Raw genomic sequence first — 20,906 nt, 5'->3', positions numbered from 1 at the left:
GGTGCCGTTGTGCGGTGCCTATCGGCGTCTTTGAGATTATCAATTGGCCGCCCGGTGCAGGACCACGCATAATCCGTCCCTGTTGCGATCGCAAATCGCGTATCGCTTGCCTCTCTTTTCAACTGAATTTAGGAGAAGTCTGATGAAGACCGTTGGTGACAAGCTCGAAGCCTTCCAGATCGTTGGCGTGAAGCCTGGTTTCAACAACCACGAAGAGAACGGCCAATCGGCGTTCGAAGACATCACCGAAAAGTCGTTCGAAGGCAAGTGGAAGATCATTTACTTCTACCCGAAGGACTTCACCTTCGTGTGCCCGACCGAAATCGTGGCCTTCGCCAAGCTGAACGGCGACTTCGCCGACCGCGACGCGATCGTGCTGGGTGGTTCGAGCGACAACGAGTTCGTGAAGCTGGCATGGCGTCGTGAACACAAGGACCTGAACAAGCTGGACCAATGGCAATTCGCCGACGTGACCGGCTCGCTGATCGATCAGCTGGGCGTGCGTGACAAGGCTGCCGGCGTTGCCCTGCGCGCTACGTTCGTCGTCGATCCGGACAACGTGATCCAACACGTGTCGGTGAACAACCTGAACGTCGGCCGTAACCCGGAAGAAGTGCTGCGTATTCTGGACGGTCTGCAAACGGACGAACTGTGCCCGTGCAACCGCGCTGTTGGCGGCGCCACGCTGTAATAGTCATCGCTCGCGTGAAGAGGTCCCAGACCGCTTCACGCGCGGAAACCCGCTACATGCGGGTTTTTTGAGCCCTTGCCGATAGGAGAAATAAATGGAATTCCTCGCCACGATTAAGAACCTCATCCCCGATTACGCCAAGGACATCCGCCTCAACGTCGATGGCACCATCGCGCGTTCGTCGCTGGAAGGCAACGATGCCGTGGGTGTGGCGCTGGCTGCCGCGTTTGCCGCGCAGAGCCGCGTAATCGTTGACGCGATTCGCAATGCGAACGTGCTGTCGCCCGAGGAAACCAACGCCGCGCTGACCGCGGCCGCGCTGATGGGCATGAACAACGTCTGGTATCCGTACATCGAGATGGCCGACGATCCGGATCTGGCGAGCCAGCCGGCCGGCCTGCGCATGAACGCCTACGCTACCCATGGTGGTGTGGACAAGCGCCGCTTCGAGATGTACGCGCTGGCCGCCTCGATCATCGGCAAGTGCCACTTCTGCGTGAAGTCGCACTATCAGTTGCTGAAGAACGAACAAGGCATGACGTCGCAGCAATTGCGCGACGTCGGCCGCATCGCCGCCGTGATCGGCGCTGCCGCCAACGTGATTGCCGCGCAGTAACTGCCGCATCGCAATCTTGCACCGCAAGCCCTCTCCCGCACGGGAGGGGGCTTTTTTATTTCTGTGTCATCCGGGTACGCCCACGCTGCGCGGGCGTGTCGATGGGCATACAATCGACTGCACGACTGGCACAACATTGTCACCATGAGCACTCTGCCTTCGCACGACTCGCCTCGCTTCCGCTACCGCCTGGCGGCAGCGTATGACTGGGGCGATATTGCCGCGGTCACGCAGCAGGCCTATGCGCAGTACGAACTCGAGATCATGGAAGACTGCCGCGCGTCGTTCCAGCGCGGTATGCAATCCGTGCTCGCGGCCTCTAAAAACGCCGACATGGAATGGTGGGTGGCCGAGGGCGACCATGGCATCAGCGGCGCCGTGTTGTTCTGCCATCCCGGTGCCACGTTGCCCGCGCTCGATGGCAGCACGATTACGCTGACGCAGCCCGAGGCGCGATTGCTGTCGGTCAGTCCGCAGGCACGCGGCCTGGGCCTCGGTCATACGCTGATGCAGATCTGCATCCAGCGCGCGCGAGATATCGGCGCCAACGCGCTGGTGGTGCGCGCCATGCCGGAGATGGACTCGGCCAATCGGCTCTGCCAGCAGATGGGCTTCTCCAAGCGCACCGAGGCAGGCTCGCGCAGCGGTGCGATGGCGCGGCTGATCGACTACGTGTTTCCGATCAGCGCCGACGACCCGCCGGCGCCCTCGCCAATCGCCAGGAATTAGTCCTGCGCGTCGCCGCCGCGACGCCAGATCAGCACCGCCGCCTGGGCGACGATCCCTTCCTGACGTCCTTCGAAGCCGAGCTTCTCGTTGGTCTTGGCCTTGACGTTGCAGCGCTTCGGGTCGATGCCGAGATCTTCGGCCAGATTGTTCACCATGCCCGTGATATGCGGCGCGAGCTTCGGCTGTTGCGCGATGACGGTGGCGTCCACGTTGCCGATCTCGTAACCGGCCGCGCGCACGCGCTTGGCGCATTCGCGCAGCAGCACGCGGCTGTCCGCGCCCTTGAACTGCACATCGGTATCGGGGAAATGGCGGCCGATATCGCCGAGACCGGCCGCGCCGAACAGCGCGTCCGTGACGGCGTGCAGTAGCGCATCGGCGTCGGAGTGGCCCAGCAGGCCGCGATCGTGGGGAATGTCCACGCCGCCGAGAATCAGCTTGCGTCCCGGCACGAGCGCGTGCACGTCATAGCCCTGCCCCACGCGGATATCGAACGGATTCAATGCAACTCCTTCGGAATCTTGAAAAACTTACTGCGACGCGCCGGGGGTACCGGACGTCGGGGATGTCACGGGCGCACCCGTTTCCAGCAGAACCTCCGCCAGCGCGAAGTCCTCCGGGTACGTTACCTTGAAATTGCGCAGCGAACCGTTGACGAGGCGCGGATGCAGCCCCAGCCGCTCGATCGCGCTCGCTTCGTCGGTCACCACGGCGCCCGCGGCCATGGCGTCGCGCAGCGCCTCGCGGAGGACGCCCACGCGGAACATCTGCGGGGTCTGCGCCTGCCACAGGCCTTCGCGCGGCACCGTGACACCGATTTTGGGACCACTCTTGGGACCACTCGTGGCACCACCCGTGGCACCAGCCAGCGCCCCACCCGAGGCTTCGGCGCGCTTGAGCGTGTCCGGCACGGGTACCGCGAGAATGCCGCCGATCGCGGCGTCGGGATCGTCATCGCCATCGGCTTCCACCGCGCGCACCAGCGCGTGAATCATGGCGGGTGTCAGGCCCGGCCGGGCCGCGTCGTGCACGAGCACCCAGTCGGTGTCCACCGCGCCCAGTTGCGCGAGGTGATGCAGGCCCGCGAGCACCGACGCGTGACGGCTGTCGCCACCGACAAACGCGGTGTCGAAGCGCAGACCCGCGAATGTGGCCGCGCCGAAGCGCGACTCCAGCGGCATGTCGTCGGGGGCCAGCACCAGCGCTGTGGCGGCGATCGCATCGCACGCGGAAAACGCGGCCAGCGCGTACCAGATCATCGGCCGCCCGGCCACCGTCTGGTATTGCTTGGGCAACGCCCCGCCCGCGCGGCTACCAGTGCCGGCGCAGGGAATCAGGGCGAATCTACGGTCAGGACGGTCGGAACGAGGGTCGGTCACGGTTCTCCGGCGGGGGCGATGGTCAAGTTCAGTGGTGGCCAGCAGAGTGGCCGGTCCGCATTCTATAATATGGCCCTCGCCCGCCGCCACCGGCGCGGGCATGCATGGCCGATGACCCCCGCCCGCACTGCCGGCGGGGCGTCGTCGTTTTGTAGCGCGCCGTTTGTATGGTTCTGGTAGTCGCAGTTGTAGCCCCGCAGTGTAGCCCTGTAGTTGTAGCCCGACCCTTGCATTGCCCCTGTCGTCAACGCCCGATACCCACGTATGTCTTCTGCTTCGTTTGGCTTTCTTTCCCTGCCGCTGATCAAGCCCGGCATGCGTCATACCGTGACGGGCCTGACCGGCTCCTCCGACGCGCTGCTCGTGGCCGCCTATATGCGCGCGCATCGCGCGCAGGTGCCGATGCTCGCGGTGGTCTGCGCCAACGCCACCGACGCGCAGCGGCTCGCGGAAGAGATTCCATGGTTCGCGCCCGAATTGCGCGTGCGGCTGCTGCCCGATTGGGAAACGCTGCCCTACGATAGCTTTTCTCCGCACCAGGATCTGGTCTCGGAACGGCTGGCGACGCTGCACGATATCCAGGGTGGCCAGTGCGACGTGATGATCGTGCCCGCGTCCACCGCACTCTATCGACTGGCGCCGCCCGCGTTCCTCGCGGCCTACACGTTCTTCTTCAAGCAGGGCGAGCGGCTCGATGAAGCCGCGCTCAAGGCGCAGTTCACGCTGGCCGGTTACGAGCACGTGAGCGCGGTGATGCGCCCCGGCGAATACAGCGTGCGCGGTGGCCTGATCGACCTGTTTCCGATGGGTTCGGCGCTGCCCTACCGGATCGATCTGTTCGGCGACGAAATCGAGACCATTCGCGCGTTCGACCCCGATACCCAACGCAGCCTCTATCCGGTCAAGGAAGTGCGATTGCTGCCGGGGCGCGAGTTTCCGCTCGACGAGACCGCGCGTACCGCGTTCCGCGGCCGCTGGCGCGAGGTGTTCGAGGGCGATCCAACCAAGTCGCCGATCTACAAGGACATCGGCAACGGCGTGCCGTCGGCGGGCATCGAGTACTACCTGCCGCTGTTTTTCGAGTCGAGCGCGAGCGTGTTCGACTATCTGCCCGCCAACACGCAGCTTGCGTTCTCGGGCAATGTTGACGACGCGATCCGCCGCTTCTGGGCCGATACCACGCAACGCTACACGTTTATGCGGCATGACCGCGAGCGTCCGCTGCTGCCGCCGTCGGACCTGTTCCTCTCCGAGGAGCAGTTCTTCGTCGGCGCCAAGCCGCTCGCGCGGCTCGTGCTGCAGCGGGAGGCCACTGCGGATGACGTGCCGCCGGTCAAGGCCTTGCCCGATGTCTCGGTGAACCGACGCGCCGAAGATCCGCTGGTCAACCTCGAATCGCTGCTGCTCGACAAGGCCACGCGGGTGCTGATGTGCGCGGACTCCGCGGGCCGACGCGAGACGCTGTTGCAACTGTTTGCCGAGAGCGGCCTGCGCCCGCAACCGGTGGATGACTTTGCCGCGTTCCTCGCTGGCGACACGCACTTCTCGATCGTGGTGGCGCCGCTGCAGAGCGGCTTTGCGCTGCCGGCGGGATCGTTCGCGTTCGTGACCGAAGCCGAGCTGTATGCAGGCACCGCGCGCCGTGCGGGCCGCCGCAAGCAGGAACAGGCCAGCGCCGTCGATTCGATGGTGCGCGACCTCGCCGAGCTCAAGGTGGGCGACCCCGTCGTGCACAGCGAGCACGGCATTGGCCGCTACAACGGACTGGTCACGCTCGATCTGGGCAATGGCGAGGAAGAGTTCCTGCACCTCGACTATGACAAAGGCTCAAAGCTGTACGTGCCCGTGCATCAGTTGCATGTGATCTCGCGCTATTCGGGCGCGGACCCCGATACCGCGCCGCTGCACCACCTGGGCTCCGGCCAGTGGGACAAGGCCAAGCGCAAGGCCGCGCAGCAGATCCGCGATACCGCGGCCGAACTGCTGAACCTGTACGCGCGCCGCGCACTGCGCGAAGGCTTTGCGTTCCCTCTGTCGCCGAAGGACTACGAGACGTTCGCCGAGAGCTTCGGTTTCGAGGAAACACCCGATCAGGCCGCGGCCATCTCGGCCGTGATTGCCGATATGACCTCGGGCAAGCCGATGGACCGGCTGGTATGCGGCGATGTCGGCTTCGGCAAGACCGAGGTGGCATTGCGTGCCGCGTTCGTGGCGGTGCTCGGCGGCAAGCAGGTGGCGATGCTCGCGCCCACCACGCTGCTGGCCGAGCAGCATTTCCAGACGCTGTCGGACCGCTTTGCCGAATGGCCGGTGCGCATCGTCGAACTGTCGCGCTTCAAGACCAAGAAAGAGATCGACGCGGCTATCAAGCAGATCAACGACGGCACCGTCGATATCGTGATCGGCACGCACAAGCTGCTCTCCGACGAGGTGAAATTCCAGCGCCTGGGGCTCGTCATCATCGACGAGGAACACCGCTTTGGCGTGCGGCAGAAGGAAGCGCTCAAGTCGCTGCGCGCCGAGGTCGATGTACTCACCCTCACGGCCACGCCGATTCCGCGTACGCTCGGCATGGCGCTCGAAGGCCTGCGCGATTTCTCGGTGATTGCCACCGCGCCACAGAAGCGGCTCGCGATCAAGACGTTCGTGCGTCGCGAGGAAGATGGCGTGATTCGCGAAGCCATCCTGCGCGAGCTCAAGCGTGGCGGACAGGTCTACTTCCTGCACAACGAGGTGGACACGATCGAGAACAAGCGCGCGCGGCTGGCCGAGCTGGTGCCGGAAGCGCGTATCGCGGTGGCGCACGGCCAGATGCACGAGCGCGAGCTCGAGCGCGTGATGCGGGACTTCGTCGCGCGACGCGACAATATCCTGCTGTGCACGACCATCATCGAGACCGGCATCGACAACCCCACCGCCAACACGATCCTGATCCACCGCGCCGACAAGTTCGGGCTGGCGCAGCTGCACCAGTTGCGCGGCCGCGTCGGCCGTTCGCACCATCAGGCCTATGCGTATCTGCTGGTACACGATGTCGATGGCCTGACCAAGCAGGCACAGCGCCGGCTCGAGGCCATCCAGCAGATGGAGGAACTGGGCGCGGGCTTCTATCTGGCCATGCATGACCTCGAGATTCGCGGCGCCGGTGAAGTGCTCGGCGACAAGCAGTCGGGCGAGATCCACGAGATCGGCTTCCAGCTGTACACCGATATGCTGAACGCTGCGGTCAAGGCGCTCAAGGCCGGCAAGGAGCCCGACCTGATGGCGCCGCTGCAGGCCACCACCGAGATCAACCTCGGCACGCCCGCGCTGCTGCCCAGCGATTACTGCGCGGACGTGCACGAACGCCTTTCGCTTTATAAACGCCTCGCCAACTGCGAGACGGCCGAGCGCGTGGACGATATCCAGGAAGAGCTGATCGACCGCTTCGGCCGGCTGCCGCCGCAGGCGCAGGCACTGGTCGAAACGCACCGGCTGCGCATCGCGGCCGCGCCGCTGGGCGTACGCAAGATCGATGCGGGCGAGGCCAGCATCAGCGTTCAGTTCGTGCCCAATCCGCCGATCGACGCGATTCGCATCATCGACCTCGTGCAGAAGAACCGCCATATCAAGCTGGCGGGGCAGGACAAGCTGCGCATCGAGGCCAAGATGCCAGATATCGCCGTGCGCGCCCAGACCATCAAGCACACGCTGCGCCAGTTGGCCTGACGCGCGGCGAGGTGTAGCATCGACCATTAAACATTCGAACCGGACCCAGCCCTCATGTCAGTCGACACTCTGAACGAGAAGACCCGCGAAAACACCGTTGCCAACCGCGCCACCGATCTCAGCGCGCTGGACTGGACCAGGCGGCTGGTCGAATTCGACACCACTTCGCGTAATTCGAATCTCGGCCTGATCGAGACCGTGCGCGATCATTTCGCGGCACGCGGGCTGCAGCCGCACCTGAGCTACAACCCGCAGCAGAACAAGGCCAACCTGTTCGTCACCGTACCGGCCGCGAATGGCACGACCGATGGCGGCATCGTGCTGTCGGGCCACACCGACGTGGTGCCCGTCGATGGTCAGGACTGGAGCAGCGATCCGTTCCAGCCCGTGATTCGCGATGGCAAGCTCTACGGTCGCGGCACGTGCGACATGAAGGGCTTTATCGGCACCACGTTGTCGCTGCTGCCGACGCTGCTGGAGACGCGTCTGCGCGAGCCTGTGCATTACGCGCTGTCGTTCGACGAGGAAGTCGGCTGCATGGGCGCGCCTTATATGCTCGCGCAGTTGCGCGACCGCGGCGTGCGTCCGGCGGGCTGCATCGTCGGCGAGCCCACCAGCATGCGCACCATCGTCGCGCACAAGGGCATCAACGCGTACCGCTGCTGCGTCAAGGGTCAGGCCGCGCATTCGTCGCTGACACCGAAGGGCGTCAATGCGATCGAGTACGCGGCGCGGCTGATCTGCTTTATCCGCGACATCGCCGACGAGTTCAAGGCTAATGGCCCATACGACCAGGCATTCGATGTGCCGTTCACCACGGCGTCTACCGGCACCATTCAGGGTGGCATCGCGATCAATACGATTCCCGCGCTGTGCGAGTTCGTGTTCGAGTTCCGCAATCTGCCGGGCGTGGATCCCAAGGGCATTATTTCGCGTGTGCAGGCTTACGCTGGCGATGTGCTGCTGCCGCGCATGCGTGGCGAGCACGCCGATGCGGACCTCGTGATCACCGAGATCGCGGCGGCGCCGTCGCTCGACGCCGCGGAGCAGGATGCGATTACCCAACTCGTGCGCGCGCTGACTGGCGATCGCGATATCAACAAGGTGGCCTACGCGACGGAGGCTGGCCTGTTCCAGCAGATCGGCGTACCGGCGGTGGTCTGCGGCCCCGGCGATATTCAGCAGGCCCACAAGCCTGACGAGTTCGTCGCGCTCGACCAGCTTGAAGCGTGCGAGCGATTCCTGCACAAGGTGGTGGGCAGCCTGCGCGCGCAGTAAGTTCGCGCAGTAGGCTCGTGCAGTAAGCGTTTATGGCTAGGTGGGTAGCCACGAATGGCTACAATAGTGCCTTCGTTGAGCCCACCTGACCCGCATTCGTCCCATGCCGTTGATTCTCCAGAGCCTCTCCCCGATTGCCACCGCCGATCTCGACGCCGTGCGCGCGCTTGCCGGGGCCTCCCCGCTGGTGCCGCATAGCGATACCGTCGCCGTGGCCGACACCAGCGCGCCGCTGACGCCCGCGCTGCACGAGAGCCTCGACGCGTACTGCATGCCGCGCGGCATCGACTGGGCGGTGTTGCCGGTCGCGCGCAAGCTGTCGGACTTCAAGCTCGTGGCCATGGACATGGACTCGACGCTGATCACGATCGAGTGCATCGACGAGATTGCGGATTTCTGCGGGCTCAAGGCCGAGGTCTCGGCCATCACCGAAGCCGCCATGCGCGGCGAGATCACCGACTTCAACGAAAGCCTGCGCCGCCGCGTGGCGCTGCTCAAGGGGCTCGACGCCTCGGTGCTCGACCGCGTGTACGCGGAACGCCTGCGCCTGTCGCCCGGCGCGGAACGCATGCTGGCCGGCGTGCAGGCGCTCGGCATTCGCACGCTGCTGGTATCGGGTGGCTTTGTCCATTTCACCGATCAGCTCAAGCCACGTCTGGGCCTCGACTTCACGCGCGCCAATACGCTCGAGATCGTCGACGGCAAGCTCACCGGCCAGGTGGTCGGCGAGATCGTCAACGCCGACGTCAAGGCACGCACGGTGCGCGAGGTATGCGCGCAGATCGGCGCCGATCCGTCGCAGGCGATCGTCATGGGCGATGGCTCCAACGACCTCAAGATGATGGCCATCGCCGGCCTCTCGGTGGCATTCCGCGCCAAACCCGTGGTGCGTGCCCAGGCCAGTGTCGCGTTCAACCACGTCGGGTTGGACGGACTGCTGGAACTGCTGAAATAAGCCTAGGGCGACACTTTCTCGGGGCGCCGTCGCTGCGCCTCAAAGATTACAAAATTGTCGTATTCCCTTGATTTTCTTGTGAAATCAAATGGGAATCATTACTATTTCAGCTTCCGAGTTTTCGAATGAACGGATGTTCATGCAAGGCATTGCCGTCCTGCTTGGGCTGGTGGCTGCCGCGTGCCTGTATCTGGCCGCGCCGAACCAGGTCCTGATCCCCTCTTCGCGCCGGCCATTGTCGCCGCGCGCCCTCTTTATCCTCGGGCTGGTGCTCGTGGTGGCATCCGCCTGGATCATGAGCATTCCCGAAGGCTGGGCCGTGGCGATTGCCGCCACGCTGATCACGCTGACGTGCTGCCTGTCGCTGTGGCCGTTCCTCGGCACCTGGGCCAACCATCGCCGCGGCGTGCGTGACGCCGCCGAGACCGTGGAGGAGGCCGCATGATGGGCACCAAATGGCTTGCGGGCACGTTGCTGGGTCTGCCGCTCGCGCTGGCGCTCTGCACGCTGGGCATCCTGTGGTTGCCGGGTGGCTGGGAAGGCGGCGTGGTGGCCGCGGTGTTGCTGACCCTGCCGCTGTGGGTAGGAATCATCAGCGGCAGCCTGCTGTTCGGCTCGAGCCGTGCGGCGTGGCTGTGGCTCGCCGCCGCCAACCTCGTCTGTTTCGGTGCGTTGTGGGCGCTGCGCGCGCTGCATGCGATGCCGCCCGCCTCCACGCTCGGCTCGTGAGGATCGTCCGATGAAGACCAATACGCTCCGTCTGTACCAGACACTCCATACCTGGGTCGGCCTGATGGCCGGCTGGGCCCTGTTCATCGCGTTCTTTGCGGGCGCGATTACCGTGTTCCACCACGAGATCCACGTCTGGCAGAACCCTGCCCGCCTCGAAGGCCATCATGCGGCCGAGGTCGAGGTGAATGGCCCTGCCGTCGATGCGTTCGTGCAGAAGCTCATCGCGGTGCAGCCCGACGCCGCCGCTGGCGTTTATGTGGGCCTGCCCAGCAAGGAAGAGCCCGACTTCAACGCCTACTGGATGGACAAGAAGGGCGAATGGCACCACATGAGCGGCGCGCGCCTCGATGGCGATGCGGCCGCGCAGCGCAATACGTCCATCGACGCGGTGGCCGGCGAGTTGTCCGCGTTTCTGAACTCGCTGCACTATGCACTGGGGCTTGGCACGAACGGCATGTACTTCATGGGCGTGATCTCGGTGCTGTATGGCCTGGCGCTCGTGTCGGGCGTGTTGCTGCATCTGCCGCGCCTCAAGAAGGATCTGTTCGCGGTGCGGCCGGGGCGCAATCTCAAGCGCTTCTGGATGGACGCACATAACGTGATTGGCCTGTTCAGCCTGCCGTTCCATATGGTGTTCGCGGTGACTGGCGCGCTGTTCTGCCTGTCGCTGGTGCTCGTGATGGTGTTCAACGTGCTGACGTTCGACGGCAAGTTGATGGAGGTGATTCCGCGCGTGACTGGCGCCACGCCGGAAGTGGTGTCGGCCAATCGGCCGGTGCCCACGATGACGTCGGCTGAGCTGCTGCGTATCGCGCGTGAGCATGGTGGCGAGCATTTCACGCCGGAGGCGATTCGCTTCCAGCGCTATGGCGATGCCAATGCGGTGGCCGAAGTGCGTGGCGACAGCGCGCGCGCGCTGGGCAATGGCGGGTCGGTCGGGATTCATGCGGCGGCGGGCGAGCCCAATGCGGGCCAGTTGATTGCCAACCAGACACCGGGCGCGCGCGATGGCAATCATGCGTTGTATAGCGCGCTGTACGCGCTGCATTTCGGCACGTTTGGCGATCTGGCGGTGCGCTTTGTGTATCTGCTGGCGGGGCTGGCGGGGGCGTTCCTGTTTTATTCGGGCAACCTGCTGTGGATCGAGTCGCGCCGCAAGACGCGACAGGCCGACCAGCCGCGCGTGCATCGTCTGCTCGCGCAGGCGACGGTGGGGGTCTGCATTGGCTGCTGCATTGGCGTGGCGCTATGCTTCCCGGCCGCACTGCTGTGGCCCGAGCGGGCGGTGAGCTATGTGTATTGGCCAGTGTTCGCGGCGGCGATTGCGTGGGCGTTGATTCGTCCGCCGGTGCGGGCGGCGATCGAGCTGCTGTATGTGGCGGCGCTGGCGTCGCTGACGGTACCGCTGTCGAATGCGATCCTGACTGGGGACCACCTGTTTGCCGCCGCGCTGGGCGGGCGTTGGGCGGTGGCTGGGTTCGATATCGGCGCGATTGCGCTGGCGGTGGGGTATGTTGCTTTGGCGCGTGCCACGCAGCGGCGGTCGCGGAATGGGCCAGCTGAGTCGGTGTGGGCACCGCCGCAGGCAGGCAAGGCGGCCCTCTCCTCCAGCCCCTCTCCCCAGGGGAGAGGGGAGCAAACAGTTGGTTAATTAACCTTTCACCCTCTCCCCCGGCCCCTCTCCCTGAGGGAGAGGGGAGCAAACCGAAGGCATACGATGCGCCGGCGGTGCCCTCTCACTTCGGGCGCAAACCAACCGCATAAGATGCGCCGGTGGCGTAAGACGCCTCAGGCCAGTGTGGCCTCCATGGCCTGCTTCAGGTCGGCGATCAGATCGCGCGTGTCTTCCAATCCGATATAGAGCCGCACGAGTTCGCCGGCATGCTCCCAGCCCGCCGGGGGCCATGTGCCCGGGGCACGCATGGTCGGCACGTGATATGGCACCGCGAGGCTATGCGCCCCGCCCCATGACCAGCCGATCGCGAACAGCTTGAGCGCCTCGACGAAATCGTCGACCTGTTTGCGCGAATAGCGGTCGTGCAACAGGATCGAAAACAACCCCGTCGCCCCCGAAAAATCGCGGCGCCATTCGGCGTGGCCGGGGCATTGCGGCAACGCGGGATGCAGCACGCGTGTGACCTCGGGCCGTTGTAGCAGCCATTCGGCAATCTCGCGCGCGGCGCGATCGTGCGCGGCCAGTCGTACCGGCATACTCTGCAGCCCGCGCAACACCAGAAAACAATCGTCCGCGGAGACGCCCCACCCCATCAGCATACGTGTACGGCGCAGCCGATCCTGCAGCTTGGTATCGCGCACGATGGTGGCGCCCATCAGCACGTCGCTGCCACCCGACTGGTACTTGGTCAGCGCCTGCACCGAGATATCGATGCCCTTGTCGAACGGCTGAAAATACAACCCACCCGACCACGTATTGTCGATCGCGGTGACCACACCGCGCGCGCGTGCGGCCGCGACGATCGCCTCCACGTCGGGCACTTCCATCGTCACCGAGCCGGGCGATTCGAGCCAGATCAGCTTCGTATTGGGCTGGATCAGCGCGGCAATACCGGCCCCGATCATCGGATGGTAGTAACGCACCGATACGCCGTAGTCACGCGCAAGCCAGTCCGCATGATCGCGGTTGGGGCCATACACGTTGTCGGGAATCAGCACGTCGTCGCCGCTCTTGAGCAGCGCGAAATCCACCAGCGAAATCGCCCCCATGCCCGATGGCAACAGCAACGTGTGCTTGCCACCCTCGATCAGCGCCAGATGCTGGCACAGCGCCTCGCTGGTCGGCGTGGCATGCAGGCCATAGCGCCAGTACGTCTTGGACGGGTCGCCATATGCGCGCAGTTCGGCGAGCGTGCGAAACACCACGGTCGAACCGCGATGCGTGGCGTGCGAGAACGAGGCAAACCCCGGCGCGATATTCAGATCGGGCTGCACCGCAACCGTCTTCGGAAAATGCGCGGGGTGTTGGTCGTCAGGAGAAGAGGAAGAGCGGTCGGACACAGCGCGATCCTTGGATAGAGGTGTGAGAGCGGGTCAGTATCCCGAGATCGACGACTTGGGCGGCGGCGGCGCGTAGGTGACGCCGCTGCTGGGCCGCATATCGAACGGGGGAATCACGAGGTAGCCGCCAAGCGGGCGAATCGCGAACGGCAGGACGATCGCCGGATTGAACGCGTCGGTCCACGTGCCGCGCACCGCGCCGTGCTCGTCGATCCGGCCGTCCCAATTGCCCGACACGCGCGTGCCGTCGTCGGACTCTTCCATCAGGAACGAGCCGTTGTCCCACTCGCCCGATAACAGGCGCACGCCCTTGCCATCGCTGGTCGAATACTCGCCCTGCAGGCTGTCGCGCGTATCGGTCTTGGGGCCCACGCGCAGCCGCACGGACTTGTCGCCGACCTTGCCGACATAGACCGGCAGCTTCGCATATTCGGGACGGGGCGCCAGCGGCCCGACGGGGCCCGTAGTCAGCGCGTTGCCGCGGCGCGCCTCGCCATCGCGGATCGCATCGTTGATGCCAAGCGAGCCGGACGACAGCGAGGTGCCATCGGCGGCGCTGCCCGGTGTGGGCAGCGCTAACGCCGCGAAAGCCACTACGGCAGTGGCGGCGGCTACGAGCGACGGACGTGAAGGAGCGAAACGAGCAGGACGAAACACGGTCAACCTCGACGGAAAGGAATGCGCCGTCAGTTTACCCGCAGAATGCCCGCAAGATACGTCCCAGGTGCTGCAAGACCCTCAAATGCGCTCGAAGATCGCGGCAATGCCCTGCCCGCCGCCGATGCACATCGTTACCAGCGCACGACGGCCCTGGACGCGCTGCAGTTCATACAAGGCCTTGACCGTGATCAGCGCGCCCGTGGCGCCGATCGGATGGCCCAGCGAAATCCCGGAGCCGTTCGGATTGACCTTGGCCGGATCGAGACCCAGCGCCTTTGTCACCGCGCAGGCCTGCGCGGCGAACGCTTCGTTGGCTTCGATCACGTCGAGGTCGGCCACCGACAGTCCGGCGCGTTCGAGCGCCATCTTCGTTGCCGGCACGGGACCAATGCCCATCGTCTTGGGATCGACGCCCGCATGGCCGTACGACACCAGGCGCGCGAGTGGCTTCAGGCCACGGCGCTCGGCTTCGGCGCGCTCCATCAGCACCACCGCAGCGGCGGCATCGTTGAGGCCCGACGCATTGCCAGCCGTGACGGTGCCGTTTTCCTTGGCGAAGACCGGCTTGAGCTTGGTCATATCGTCGATGGTCGCGTCATGGCGCACGTGCTCATCGGTATCGAACACGACGTCGCCCTTGCGGGACTTCAACGTGACCGGAACGATCTGATCCTTGAAGTAACCGGCGCGGATAGCGGCAGAAGCGCGACGGTGCGATTCGAGCGCGGTCTCGTCCTGCTGGCTGCGCGAGATGTCGTATTCCTTCGCGACGTTCTCGGCGGTCACGCCCATATGGATATTGTGGAAGGGGTCATGCAGCGCGCCGAGCATCATGTCGAGCAGCTTGGCATCGCCCATGCGCGCGCCCCAGCGGGCGGCTGGCGCCAGATATGGCGCGCGGCTCATGCTTTCAGCGCCGCCGCCGATGGCCACGTTGGCATCGCCGAGCAGAATGGTCTGGGCCGCGCTGATAATGGCCTGCAGGCCCGAGCCGCACAGGCGGTTGAGTGTCAGCGCCGGGGCGTGGATCGACACGCCGCCCTGCACCGCGGCCACACGGGCCAGATACATGTCCTTCGGCTCGGTATGGATCACGTTGCCGAATACGACGTGCCCCACGTCATCGCCGCTCACGCTGGCGCGCGCCAGCGCCTCGCGCACAACCAGTGCGCCCAGGTCGGTCGGCGCCATGTCCTTCAGGCTGCCGCCGAACGTTCCGATCGCGGTACGAACGCCGCTTACCACCACCACTTCACGCGTCATGTCTGTCTCCATGATTGATGTTGCGGCGCACAGTATAGCGCTAGATGCGGCCCCGGCAGCGAGAAGCGAACGACCGTACTTTTACCTAATCGTCCTACAACTTCGTGGGATTAAATGAAAGCCTGATCAGGCGATCTCGCCCCAGAGATCGTGGCCGTCGGCGCCAGTGATCTTCACCTGCACGAATTCGCCCGCGCGATAGCGCTGCGAGGTCTTGGTAGCCGGCGCGATATACACCAGACCATCGATCTCGGGCGCATCCGCCGACGAGCGGCCGATGCCACCATCCTGATTGAGCTCGTCCACCAGCACGCGCAGCGTCTGGCCAACCTTGCGCTGCAGGCGGCGTGCCGAGACCTCTTCGGCGACTTCCATAAAGCGTGCGCGGCGTTCCTCGCGCACCTCGTCGGGCAGCGCGCCCGGCAGATCGTTGGCGGTGGCGCCATCCACCGGCGAGTACGCAAAGCAGCCCACGCGGTCGAGCTCCGCTTCGGCGATAAAGTCGAGCAGCGTCTGGAATTCAGCCTCGGTCTCGCCCGGGAAGCCGGCGATGAAGGTGCTGCGAATGGTCAGTTCCGGACAGATCTCGCGCCACGCGCGAATGCGGTCCATCGTCTTCTCGGCATTGGCCGGACGCTTCATGCGCTTGAGCACGTCCGGATGCGCGTGCTGCAGCGGCACATCGAGGTACGGCAGCACGTGGCCCTGCGACATCAGCGGAATGATCTCGTCCACGTGCGGGTACGGATAGACGTAATGCAGGCGCACCCACGCGCCGTACTGCGCGGCCAGCTCGCCGAGCGCTGCCACCAGTTCAGTCATGCGCGTCTTGAGCGGACGGCCGTTCCAGAAGCCGGTGCGGTACTTCACGTCCACGCCGTACGCGCTGGTGTCCTGCGAGATCACCAGCAGTTCCTTCACGCCGGCCTTGAACAGGTTCTCGGCTTCGAGCATCACCTCGGCCACCGGGCGCGAGACGAGGTCGCCGCGCATCGACGGGATGATGCAGAACGAGCAGCGGTGATTGCAGCCTTCGGAAATCTTCAGGTAGGCGTAATGCTTCGGCGTCAGCTTGATGCCAGCTGCAGGCACGAGGTCGGTGAACGGATCATGCGGCTTGGGCAGGTGCGTGTGCACGGCCTGCATGACCTCACCCAGCGCATGCGGGCCGGTCACGGCCAGCACCTTCGGGTGCACCGACGACACGATGTCGTGGCCCGCGGCATCCTTCTTGGCGCCCAGGCAACCCGTGACGATGACCTTGCCATTCTCGGTCAGCGCCTCGCCAATGGCGTCCAGGCTTTCCTGCACGGCCTCGTCGATAAAGCCGCAGGTGTTGACCACTACGAGATCGGCCCCGTCGTAGGTCCCGCTGATCGCGTACCCCTCGGCACGCAATTGCGTAATGATCTGCTCCGAGTCCACAAGGGCCTTCGGACAGCCAAGTGAAACGAAGCCGACTTTCGGCACAGGATTGGACAGATTGGTTTCAGACGACATGGGGCACCGCGCTCTGCTTTTTGGGGATTCGGGAGTCGGGGCACGTCCGACCGTCCCCGGTGGCGTGCCGCACTGGCTATGGGCTTCCGGCAGCAGTGGCAAGCTCGTGCCGGGCGCCGTCGCCTTGAAAGACCGCGATTTTACCCCGGTTTGCGGTGTCCTTGCCCAGCCATGTGGCCAGAGGCACGTCAAGCGCGCCCGATCACTTCCAAAATTTCGCGCGAATCATGGAGGTACCGAATCGCGGTGTGCAGCTCGGCGGCTTCCGGCCAGGTCCGCTTGAGATAGCTGAGCCACAGTTTGACGCGTCCGTGCTCGTGGCGAGCCCCCACTCGGACTTGCAGCTTCCTCAGGTAGTCGTCGAGTAATCCCAGCACGGCCGGCCACTCCTCGGCGGAAGGCGCCTGATCCATCAGCCCACGGATACGCAAGGCCAGGAACGGGTCCGAAACGGCGCCACGCCCGATCATCACGTCCGCGCACCCGCTCACCGCCCTGCACCGCTGCCAGTCCGCCACTGCCCAGACTTCGCCATTGGCGATGACCGGTACATCCACCGCGTCGTCGATCCGCGCAATCCACTCCCAGTGGGCCGGCGGCCGGTAACCATGGTCACGGGTTCTGGCATGTACGACCAGGTGCGCCGCGCCGCCTTCCGCCAGCGCCGTCGCACAGTCGATGGCGAGCGAGGTGTCGGACACGCCAAGCCGCATTTTTGCGGTCACAACGATGCCAGCCGGCACGGCCGCGCGAACGGACGACACGATTCGATTGAGCTGTTCAGGATCCGCCAGCAGCATGGCGCCGCCACCGTGCCGGTTGACAACTTTCGCGGGGCAACCGAAGTTCAGATCGATGCCATGCGGCGACAGACTGGCCGCCCGGGCCGCATTCGCCGCCATCCATTCAGGGTCACTGCCGAGCAACTGAATCACCATCGGCGTGCCGCTGGGGGTGCGGCCTCCGTCGAGGATTTCGGGCGTGTCTCTCTCGTAGACCCGGTTGGGAAGAACCGAACCCGTCACCCGGACGAATTCCGACACGCACCCGTCGAATCCGCCTGTGCGCGTCAACACGTCACGCAGCACGTAGTCTGCGAGCCCTTCCATCGGTGCAAGATACAGCTGGCTCATGCGAGAACGGCGTCCAAGTTGCCGCACCGCACTGGCTTGGCTATGGGCTTCCGGCGAGCCGATCGGGCGCCGTTGCCTTGAAAGACCGCGATGTTACCCCGGTTTGCGCACCAGCGGAGGCGTGTGCGGCAAAGCTTTTGTAGGGGAGCAGATATCCATGCGAGTACCGTTTCAACAACGTCAATGATCGAAACGACAGATCGTAACGAAGGTGTGCAAGCCGGAATTTGATCGCGAGCAACCGGGCAGCGCGTTGGTCTGCCTGGCTGCTCGGCGTCGAGGAGGGATTTACTTCTTGTTGGGGTCTTGCTGGTTGAACGGGAACGTGCCGAACATGTTCTTGGCCTGGCTCTGCATCTGTTCCTGCATCTGCACGAACAGGTTCTTGCTCTGCTCGATGTAGTTGCTCATCATGCCCTGCATCATCGGGCCCTGCATATTCATGAACTGCGACCACATGTCGGGGCTGAACGGTTCGCCCGAGTACAGGCCCTTCGAGTTCTCTGCGAGCTTGCCCTGGATGTCGATGAACGCCTGGATGTTCTTCTCCAGGTACGTGCCCATCATGCCCTGCATCGCGTGCCCGTAGAAGCGGATGATCTGCGAGAGCATCGAGCTCGAGAACATCGGCACGCCGCCGGTCTCTTCTTCGAGAATGATCTGCAGCAGGATGCTGCGCGTGAGTTCTTCGCCGGACTTGGCGTCCACCACCTTGAACTCTTCCGTGTCCATGACCAGTTGCTTGACGTCCGCAAGCGTGATGTAGGTACTGGTCTGCGTATCGTAGAGCCTGCGATTGGGATACTTCTTGATCAGTCGCTCTGCGCCCTTCTTTGTCGTGGCCATCGGTACTCTATCCTTTGTCGTCGCTGATGCCGGCAGGGGCCGGACCATCGCTGCTGCCCGTCGCGACACCTCGTGCTGCAATGCAAGAAGTGCAGTGCGCAATCGGCGTCCACTGCGCCGTTGCCCTGATTCTATGCTCAAGGAAGCACTATGAAAAGCGGGCACGGTTAAGGAAAACCCGCAGCATACCCATTGGTAGGGCATGCTCGGAAAGACCTGTCGCCCAATAAAAACAGCGGCTCGTCGACAATGCGACGAGCCGCTTTGGCGTTGGCGTTTGGCGCGATGCTTGTGCACCGCGCTGGCTGCGCCGCCGCAATCAGCCCATGTGCAGACCGCCGTTGAGCGAGAAGTCCGCGCCGGTCGAGAAGCCCGACTCTTCCGACGACAGCCACGCGCAGATCGACGCGATTTCCTCAGGCAGACCCAGACGCTTGACCGGAATCGTCGCGACGATCTTGTCGAGCACGTCCTGGCGGATCGACTTGACCATGTCCGTGGCGATATAGCCCGGCGACACCGTGTTCACGGTCACGCCCTTGGTGGCCATTTCCTGCGCCAGCGCCATCGTAAAGCCGTGCAGACCGGCCTTCGCGGTGGAGTAGTTGGTCTGACCGAACTGCCCCTTCTGCCCGTTCACCGACGAGATATTGACGATGCGGCCAAAGCCACGGTCCGCCATGCCGTCGATGACCTGCTTGGTCACGTTGAACAGCGACGTCAGGTTGGTGTCGATCACCGCGTCCCAGTCGGCTCGCGTCATCTTGCGGAACACCACATCGCGCGTGATGCCGGCATTGTTGATCAGCACGTCCACCTCGCCGACCTCCGCCTTCACCTTGTCGAATGCAGCCTTGGTCGAGTCCCAGTCGGCGACGTTGCCTTCGGAGGCCACGAACTCGAAACCGAGCGCGCGCTGCTGCTCGAGCCAACGCTCGCGGCGCGGCGAATTCGGGCCGCAACCGGCCACCACCTTGTAGCCATCCCGTGCCAGACGCTGGCAAATCGCGGTCCCGATGCCGCCCATGCCGCCGGTCACATATGCAATGCGCTGAGTCATATTCGCTCCTAGTTGGCTTTATTGTCGATCATTGATCGTTAGTTGCCTGTTATCGATGCCCGCGCGGATGTTCTCGTCCTCACCCCCACGCGGGCCATGCCCCTCTCCGGCTTTTTTACCGCTCCAGGGCCAGCGCCACGCCCATGCCGCCGCCGATGCACAGCGACGCGAGGCCCTTCTTCGCATCGCGGCGCTTCATCTCGTGCAGCAGCGTCACCAGAATCCGGCAGCCCGACGCGCCGATCGGGTGACCGATTGCAATCGCACCACCGTTGACGTTGATCTTCGACGTGTCCCAGCCCATCTGCTGATGCACGGCCAGCGCCTGCGCGGCAAACGCCTCGTTGATCTCCATCAGGTCCAGATCTTCCACGCTCCAGCCCGCACGCGACAGGCAACGCCTGGAGGCCGGCACCGGGCCGATGCCCATCACGGCCGGATCCACACCGGCGTTCGCGTACGCCTTGATCGTCGCCAGCGGCGTCAGGCCCAGTTCCTTGGCCTTGGCAGCCGACATCACAACTACCGCGGCGGCGCCGTCATTGAGCCCCGACGCATTCGCGGCGGTCACCGTACCGGCCTTGTCGAACGCCGGCTTCAGACCGGAGATGCTGTCCAGCGTAGCGCCCTGACGCACGAACTCGTCGGTCTTGAATGCAATCGGATCGCCCTTGCGCTGCGGAATCAGTACCGGAACGATTTCCTCGTCGAAGCGGCCCGCCTTCTGCGCGGCCTCGGCCTTGTTCTGCGAACCCACCGCGAACTCGTCCTGCGCCTCGCGCGTAATGCCGTATTCCTTGGCCACGTTCTCGGCCGTGATGCCCATGTGGTACTGGTTGTAGACGTCCCACAGGCCGTCCACGATCATCGAGTCGATGAGTTTGACGTCGCCCATGCGGAAGCCGTCGCGCGAACCCGGCAGCACGTGCGGGGCGGCGCTCATATTCTCCATGCCCCCGGCCACCACGATCTCGGCATCGCCGGAGATGATCACGTTGGCGGCCAGCATCACGGCCTTCAGGCCCGAGCCGCATACCTTGTTGATGGTCATGGCCGGGACCATGTCCGGCAGGCCAGCCTTGCGCGACGCCTGGCGCGCGGGGTTCTGCCCCGAGCCCGCCGTCAGCACCTGGCCCATGATGACTTCGCTGACTTGGTCGGGCTTGACGCCCGCGCGTTCCAGCGCGGCCTTGATGACAATCGCGCCGAGCTCGGGCGCCGGAATCTTGGCCAGCGAGCCGCCAAACTTGCCCACGCCGGTACGTGCAGCGGAGACGATGACGATATCGGTCATTTGAAATCCTCTCGATTAGGGGTGCAAATTGGTTTCGTAAGGTGGGT

19 protein-coding genes are annotated in these 20,906 nt (G+C 64.5%); 9 read left to right on the top strand and 10 right to left on the bottom strand.

All coding sequences use genetic code 11. From position 1 onward, the window contains the following. Window positions 1-142 precede the first annotated feature (142 nt). From LDO41_RS02965 to LDO41_RS02955, 3 genes are all read left to right on the top strand, one after another. Window positions 143-691 carry a peroxiredoxin gene (locus LDO41_RS02965; RefSeq protein WP_223981629.1) on the top strand — a complete coding sequence of 183 codons (549 nt, stop codon included), beginning with the start codon at window positions 143-145 and terminating at the stop codon, window positions 689-691. Between the two features lie 94 nt (window positions 692-785). Further along, on the top strand, window positions 786-1,307 hold the full coding sequence (locus tag LDO41_RS02960) for a carboxymuconolactone decarboxylase family protein (protein WP_223981626.1): 522 nt from the start codon (window positions 786-788) through the stop codon (window positions 1,305-1,307). A 144-nt stretch (window positions 1,308-1,451) separates the two neighbouring features. Beyond that, window positions 1,452-2,036 (top strand): GNAT family N-acetyltransferase, encoded by a 585-nt coding sequence (locus LDO41_RS02955; RefSeq protein ID WP_223981623.1) that lies wholly within the window; start codon window positions 1,452-1,454, stop codon window positions 2,034-2,036. Here the strand turns inward: LDO41_RS02955 and ispF are convergent. Further along, window positions 2,033-2,539, bottom strand: a complete 507-nt coding sequence (ispF, locus tag LDO41_RS02950; RefSeq protein ID WP_223981620.1) for a 2-C-methyl-D-erythritol 2,4-cyclodiphosphate synthase — start codon at window positions 2,537-2,539, stop codon at window positions 2,033-2,035. The two genes, LDO41_RS02955 and ispF, sit on opposite strands and share 4 nt — an antisense overlap. Window positions 2,540-2,566: 27 nt before the next feature. Next, complete coding sequence (ispD, locus tag LDO41_RS02945) at window positions 2,567-3,505, bottom strand: 2-C-methyl-D-erythritol 4-phosphate cytidylyltransferase (RefSeq protein ID WP_223982348.1); 939 nt, start codon at window positions 3,503-3,505, stop codon at window positions 2,567-2,569. 174 nt (window positions 3,506-3,679) lie between these two features. Here ispD and mfd point away from each other — a divergent pair, with 174 nt between their 5' ends. From mfd to LDO41_RS02915, 6 genes are all read left to right on the top strand, one after another. Then, window positions 3,680-7,123, top strand: coding sequence for a transcription-repair coupling factor (gene mfd / locus LDO41_RS02940; RefSeq protein WP_223981617.1), 3,444 nt, complete (start codon window positions 3,680-3,682; stop codon window positions 7,121-7,123). A 54-nt stretch (window positions 7,124-7,177) separates the two neighbouring features. Then, a complete protein-coding gene (argE, locus tag LDO41_RS02935; RefSeq protein WP_223981613.1) occupies window positions 7,178-8,401 on the top strand; it encodes an acetylornithine deacetylase in 1,224 nt (407 codons plus the stop codon). A 103-nt stretch (window positions 8,402-8,504) separates the two neighbouring features. After that, window positions 8,505-9,356 carry a phosphoserine phosphatase SerB gene (gene serB, locus LDO41_RS02930; RefSeq protein ID WP_223981610.1) on the top strand — a complete coding sequence of 284 codons (852 nt, stop codon included), beginning with the start codon at window positions 8,505-8,507 and terminating at the stop codon, window positions 9,354-9,356. A gap of 139 nt (window positions 9,357-9,495) precedes the next feature. Then, a complete protein-coding gene (locus tag LDO41_RS02925; protein ID WP_223981608.1) occupies window positions 9,496-9,801 on the top strand; it encodes a hypothetical protein in 306 nt (101 codons plus the stop codon). Next, on the top strand, window positions 9,798-10,085 hold the full coding sequence (locus LDO41_RS02920) for a hypothetical protein (RefSeq protein WP_223981606.1): 288 nt from the start codon (window positions 9,798-9,800) through the stop codon (window positions 10,083-10,085). The genes LDO41_RS02925 and LDO41_RS02920 overlap by 4 nt, the downstream gene beginning before the upstream one ends. 10 nt (window positions 10,086-10,095) lie before the next feature. Beyond that, window positions 10,096-11,739, top strand: coding sequence for a PepSY-associated TM helix domain-containing protein (locus LDO41_RS02915; protein WP_223981604.1), 1,644 nt, complete (start codon window positions 10,096-10,098; stop codon window positions 11,737-11,739). A gap of 137 nt (window positions 11,740-11,876) precedes the next feature. Here the strand turns inward: LDO41_RS02915 and LDO41_RS02910 are convergent, their stop codons facing one another. The 8 genes from LDO41_RS02910 to LDO41_RS02875 all read right to left on the bottom strand — a co-directional run bounded on the left by LDO41_RS02910 (window position 11,877) and on the right by LDO41_RS02875 (window position 20,859). Beyond that, entirely contained in the window at window positions 11,877-13,103 is a 1,227-nt protein-coding gene (locus LDO41_RS02910; protein WP_223981602.1) for a cystathionine beta-lyase, read from the bottom strand. Window positions 13,104-13,136: 33 nt separating this feature from the next. Beyond that, window positions 13,137-13,760, bottom strand: coding sequence for a hypothetical protein (locus tag LDO41_RS02905; protein ID WP_377740704.1), 624 nt, complete (start codon window positions 13,758-13,760; stop codon window positions 13,137-13,139). Between the two features lie 81 nt (window positions 13,761-13,841). After that, window positions 13,842-15,026 carry a beta-ketothiolase BktB gene (bktB, locus tag LDO41_RS02900; RefSeq protein WP_223981600.1) on the bottom strand — a complete coding sequence of 395 codons (1,185 nt, stop codon included), beginning with the start codon at window positions 15,024-15,026 and terminating at the stop codon, window positions 13,842-13,844. Window positions 15,027-15,152: 126 nt separating this feature from the next. Then, a complete protein-coding gene (rimO, locus tag LDO41_RS02895; protein ID WP_223981598.1) occupies window positions 15,153-16,526 on the bottom strand; it encodes a 30S ribosomal protein S12 methylthiotransferase RimO in 1,374 nt (457 codons plus the stop codon). Window positions 16,527-16,714: 188 nt separating this feature from the next. Continuing rightward, entirely contained in the window at window positions 16,715-17,659 is a 945-nt protein-coding gene (locus LDO41_RS02890; RefSeq protein WP_223981595.1) for a tRNA dihydrouridine synthase, read from the bottom strand. Between the two features lie 288 nt (window positions 17,660-17,947). Continuing rightward, a complete protein-coding gene (gene phaR / locus LDO41_RS02885; RefSeq protein WP_223981592.1) occupies window positions 17,948-18,505 on the bottom strand; it encodes a polyhydroxyalkanoate synthesis repressor PhaR in 558 nt (185 codons plus the stop codon). Between the two features lie 319 nt (window positions 18,506-18,824). Further along, window positions 18,825-19,565 carry a 3-ketoacyl-ACP reductase gene (locus tag LDO41_RS02880; RefSeq protein WP_223981589.1) on the bottom strand — a complete coding sequence of 247 codons (741 nt, stop codon included), beginning with the start codon at window positions 19,563-19,565 and terminating at the stop codon, window positions 18,825-18,827. Window positions 19,566-19,680: 115 nt separating this feature from the next. Continuing rightward, a complete protein-coding gene (locus LDO41_RS02875) occupies window positions 19,681-20,859 on the bottom strand; it encodes an acetyl-CoA C-acetyltransferase (protein WP_223981586.1) in 1,179 nt (392 codons plus the stop codon). Window positions 20,860-20,906 lie beyond the last annotated feature (47 nt).

This window comes from Cupriavidus pampae, from assembly GCF_914271485.1.
Taxonomy (GTDB): domain Bacteria; phylum Pseudomonadota; class Gammaproteobacteria; order Burkholderiales; family Burkholderiaceae; genus Cupriavidus; species Cupriavidus pampae.
The sequence above is the reverse complement of the archived record's forward strand: the minus strand, read 5'-3'. Positions and strand labels throughout refer to the sequence as shown.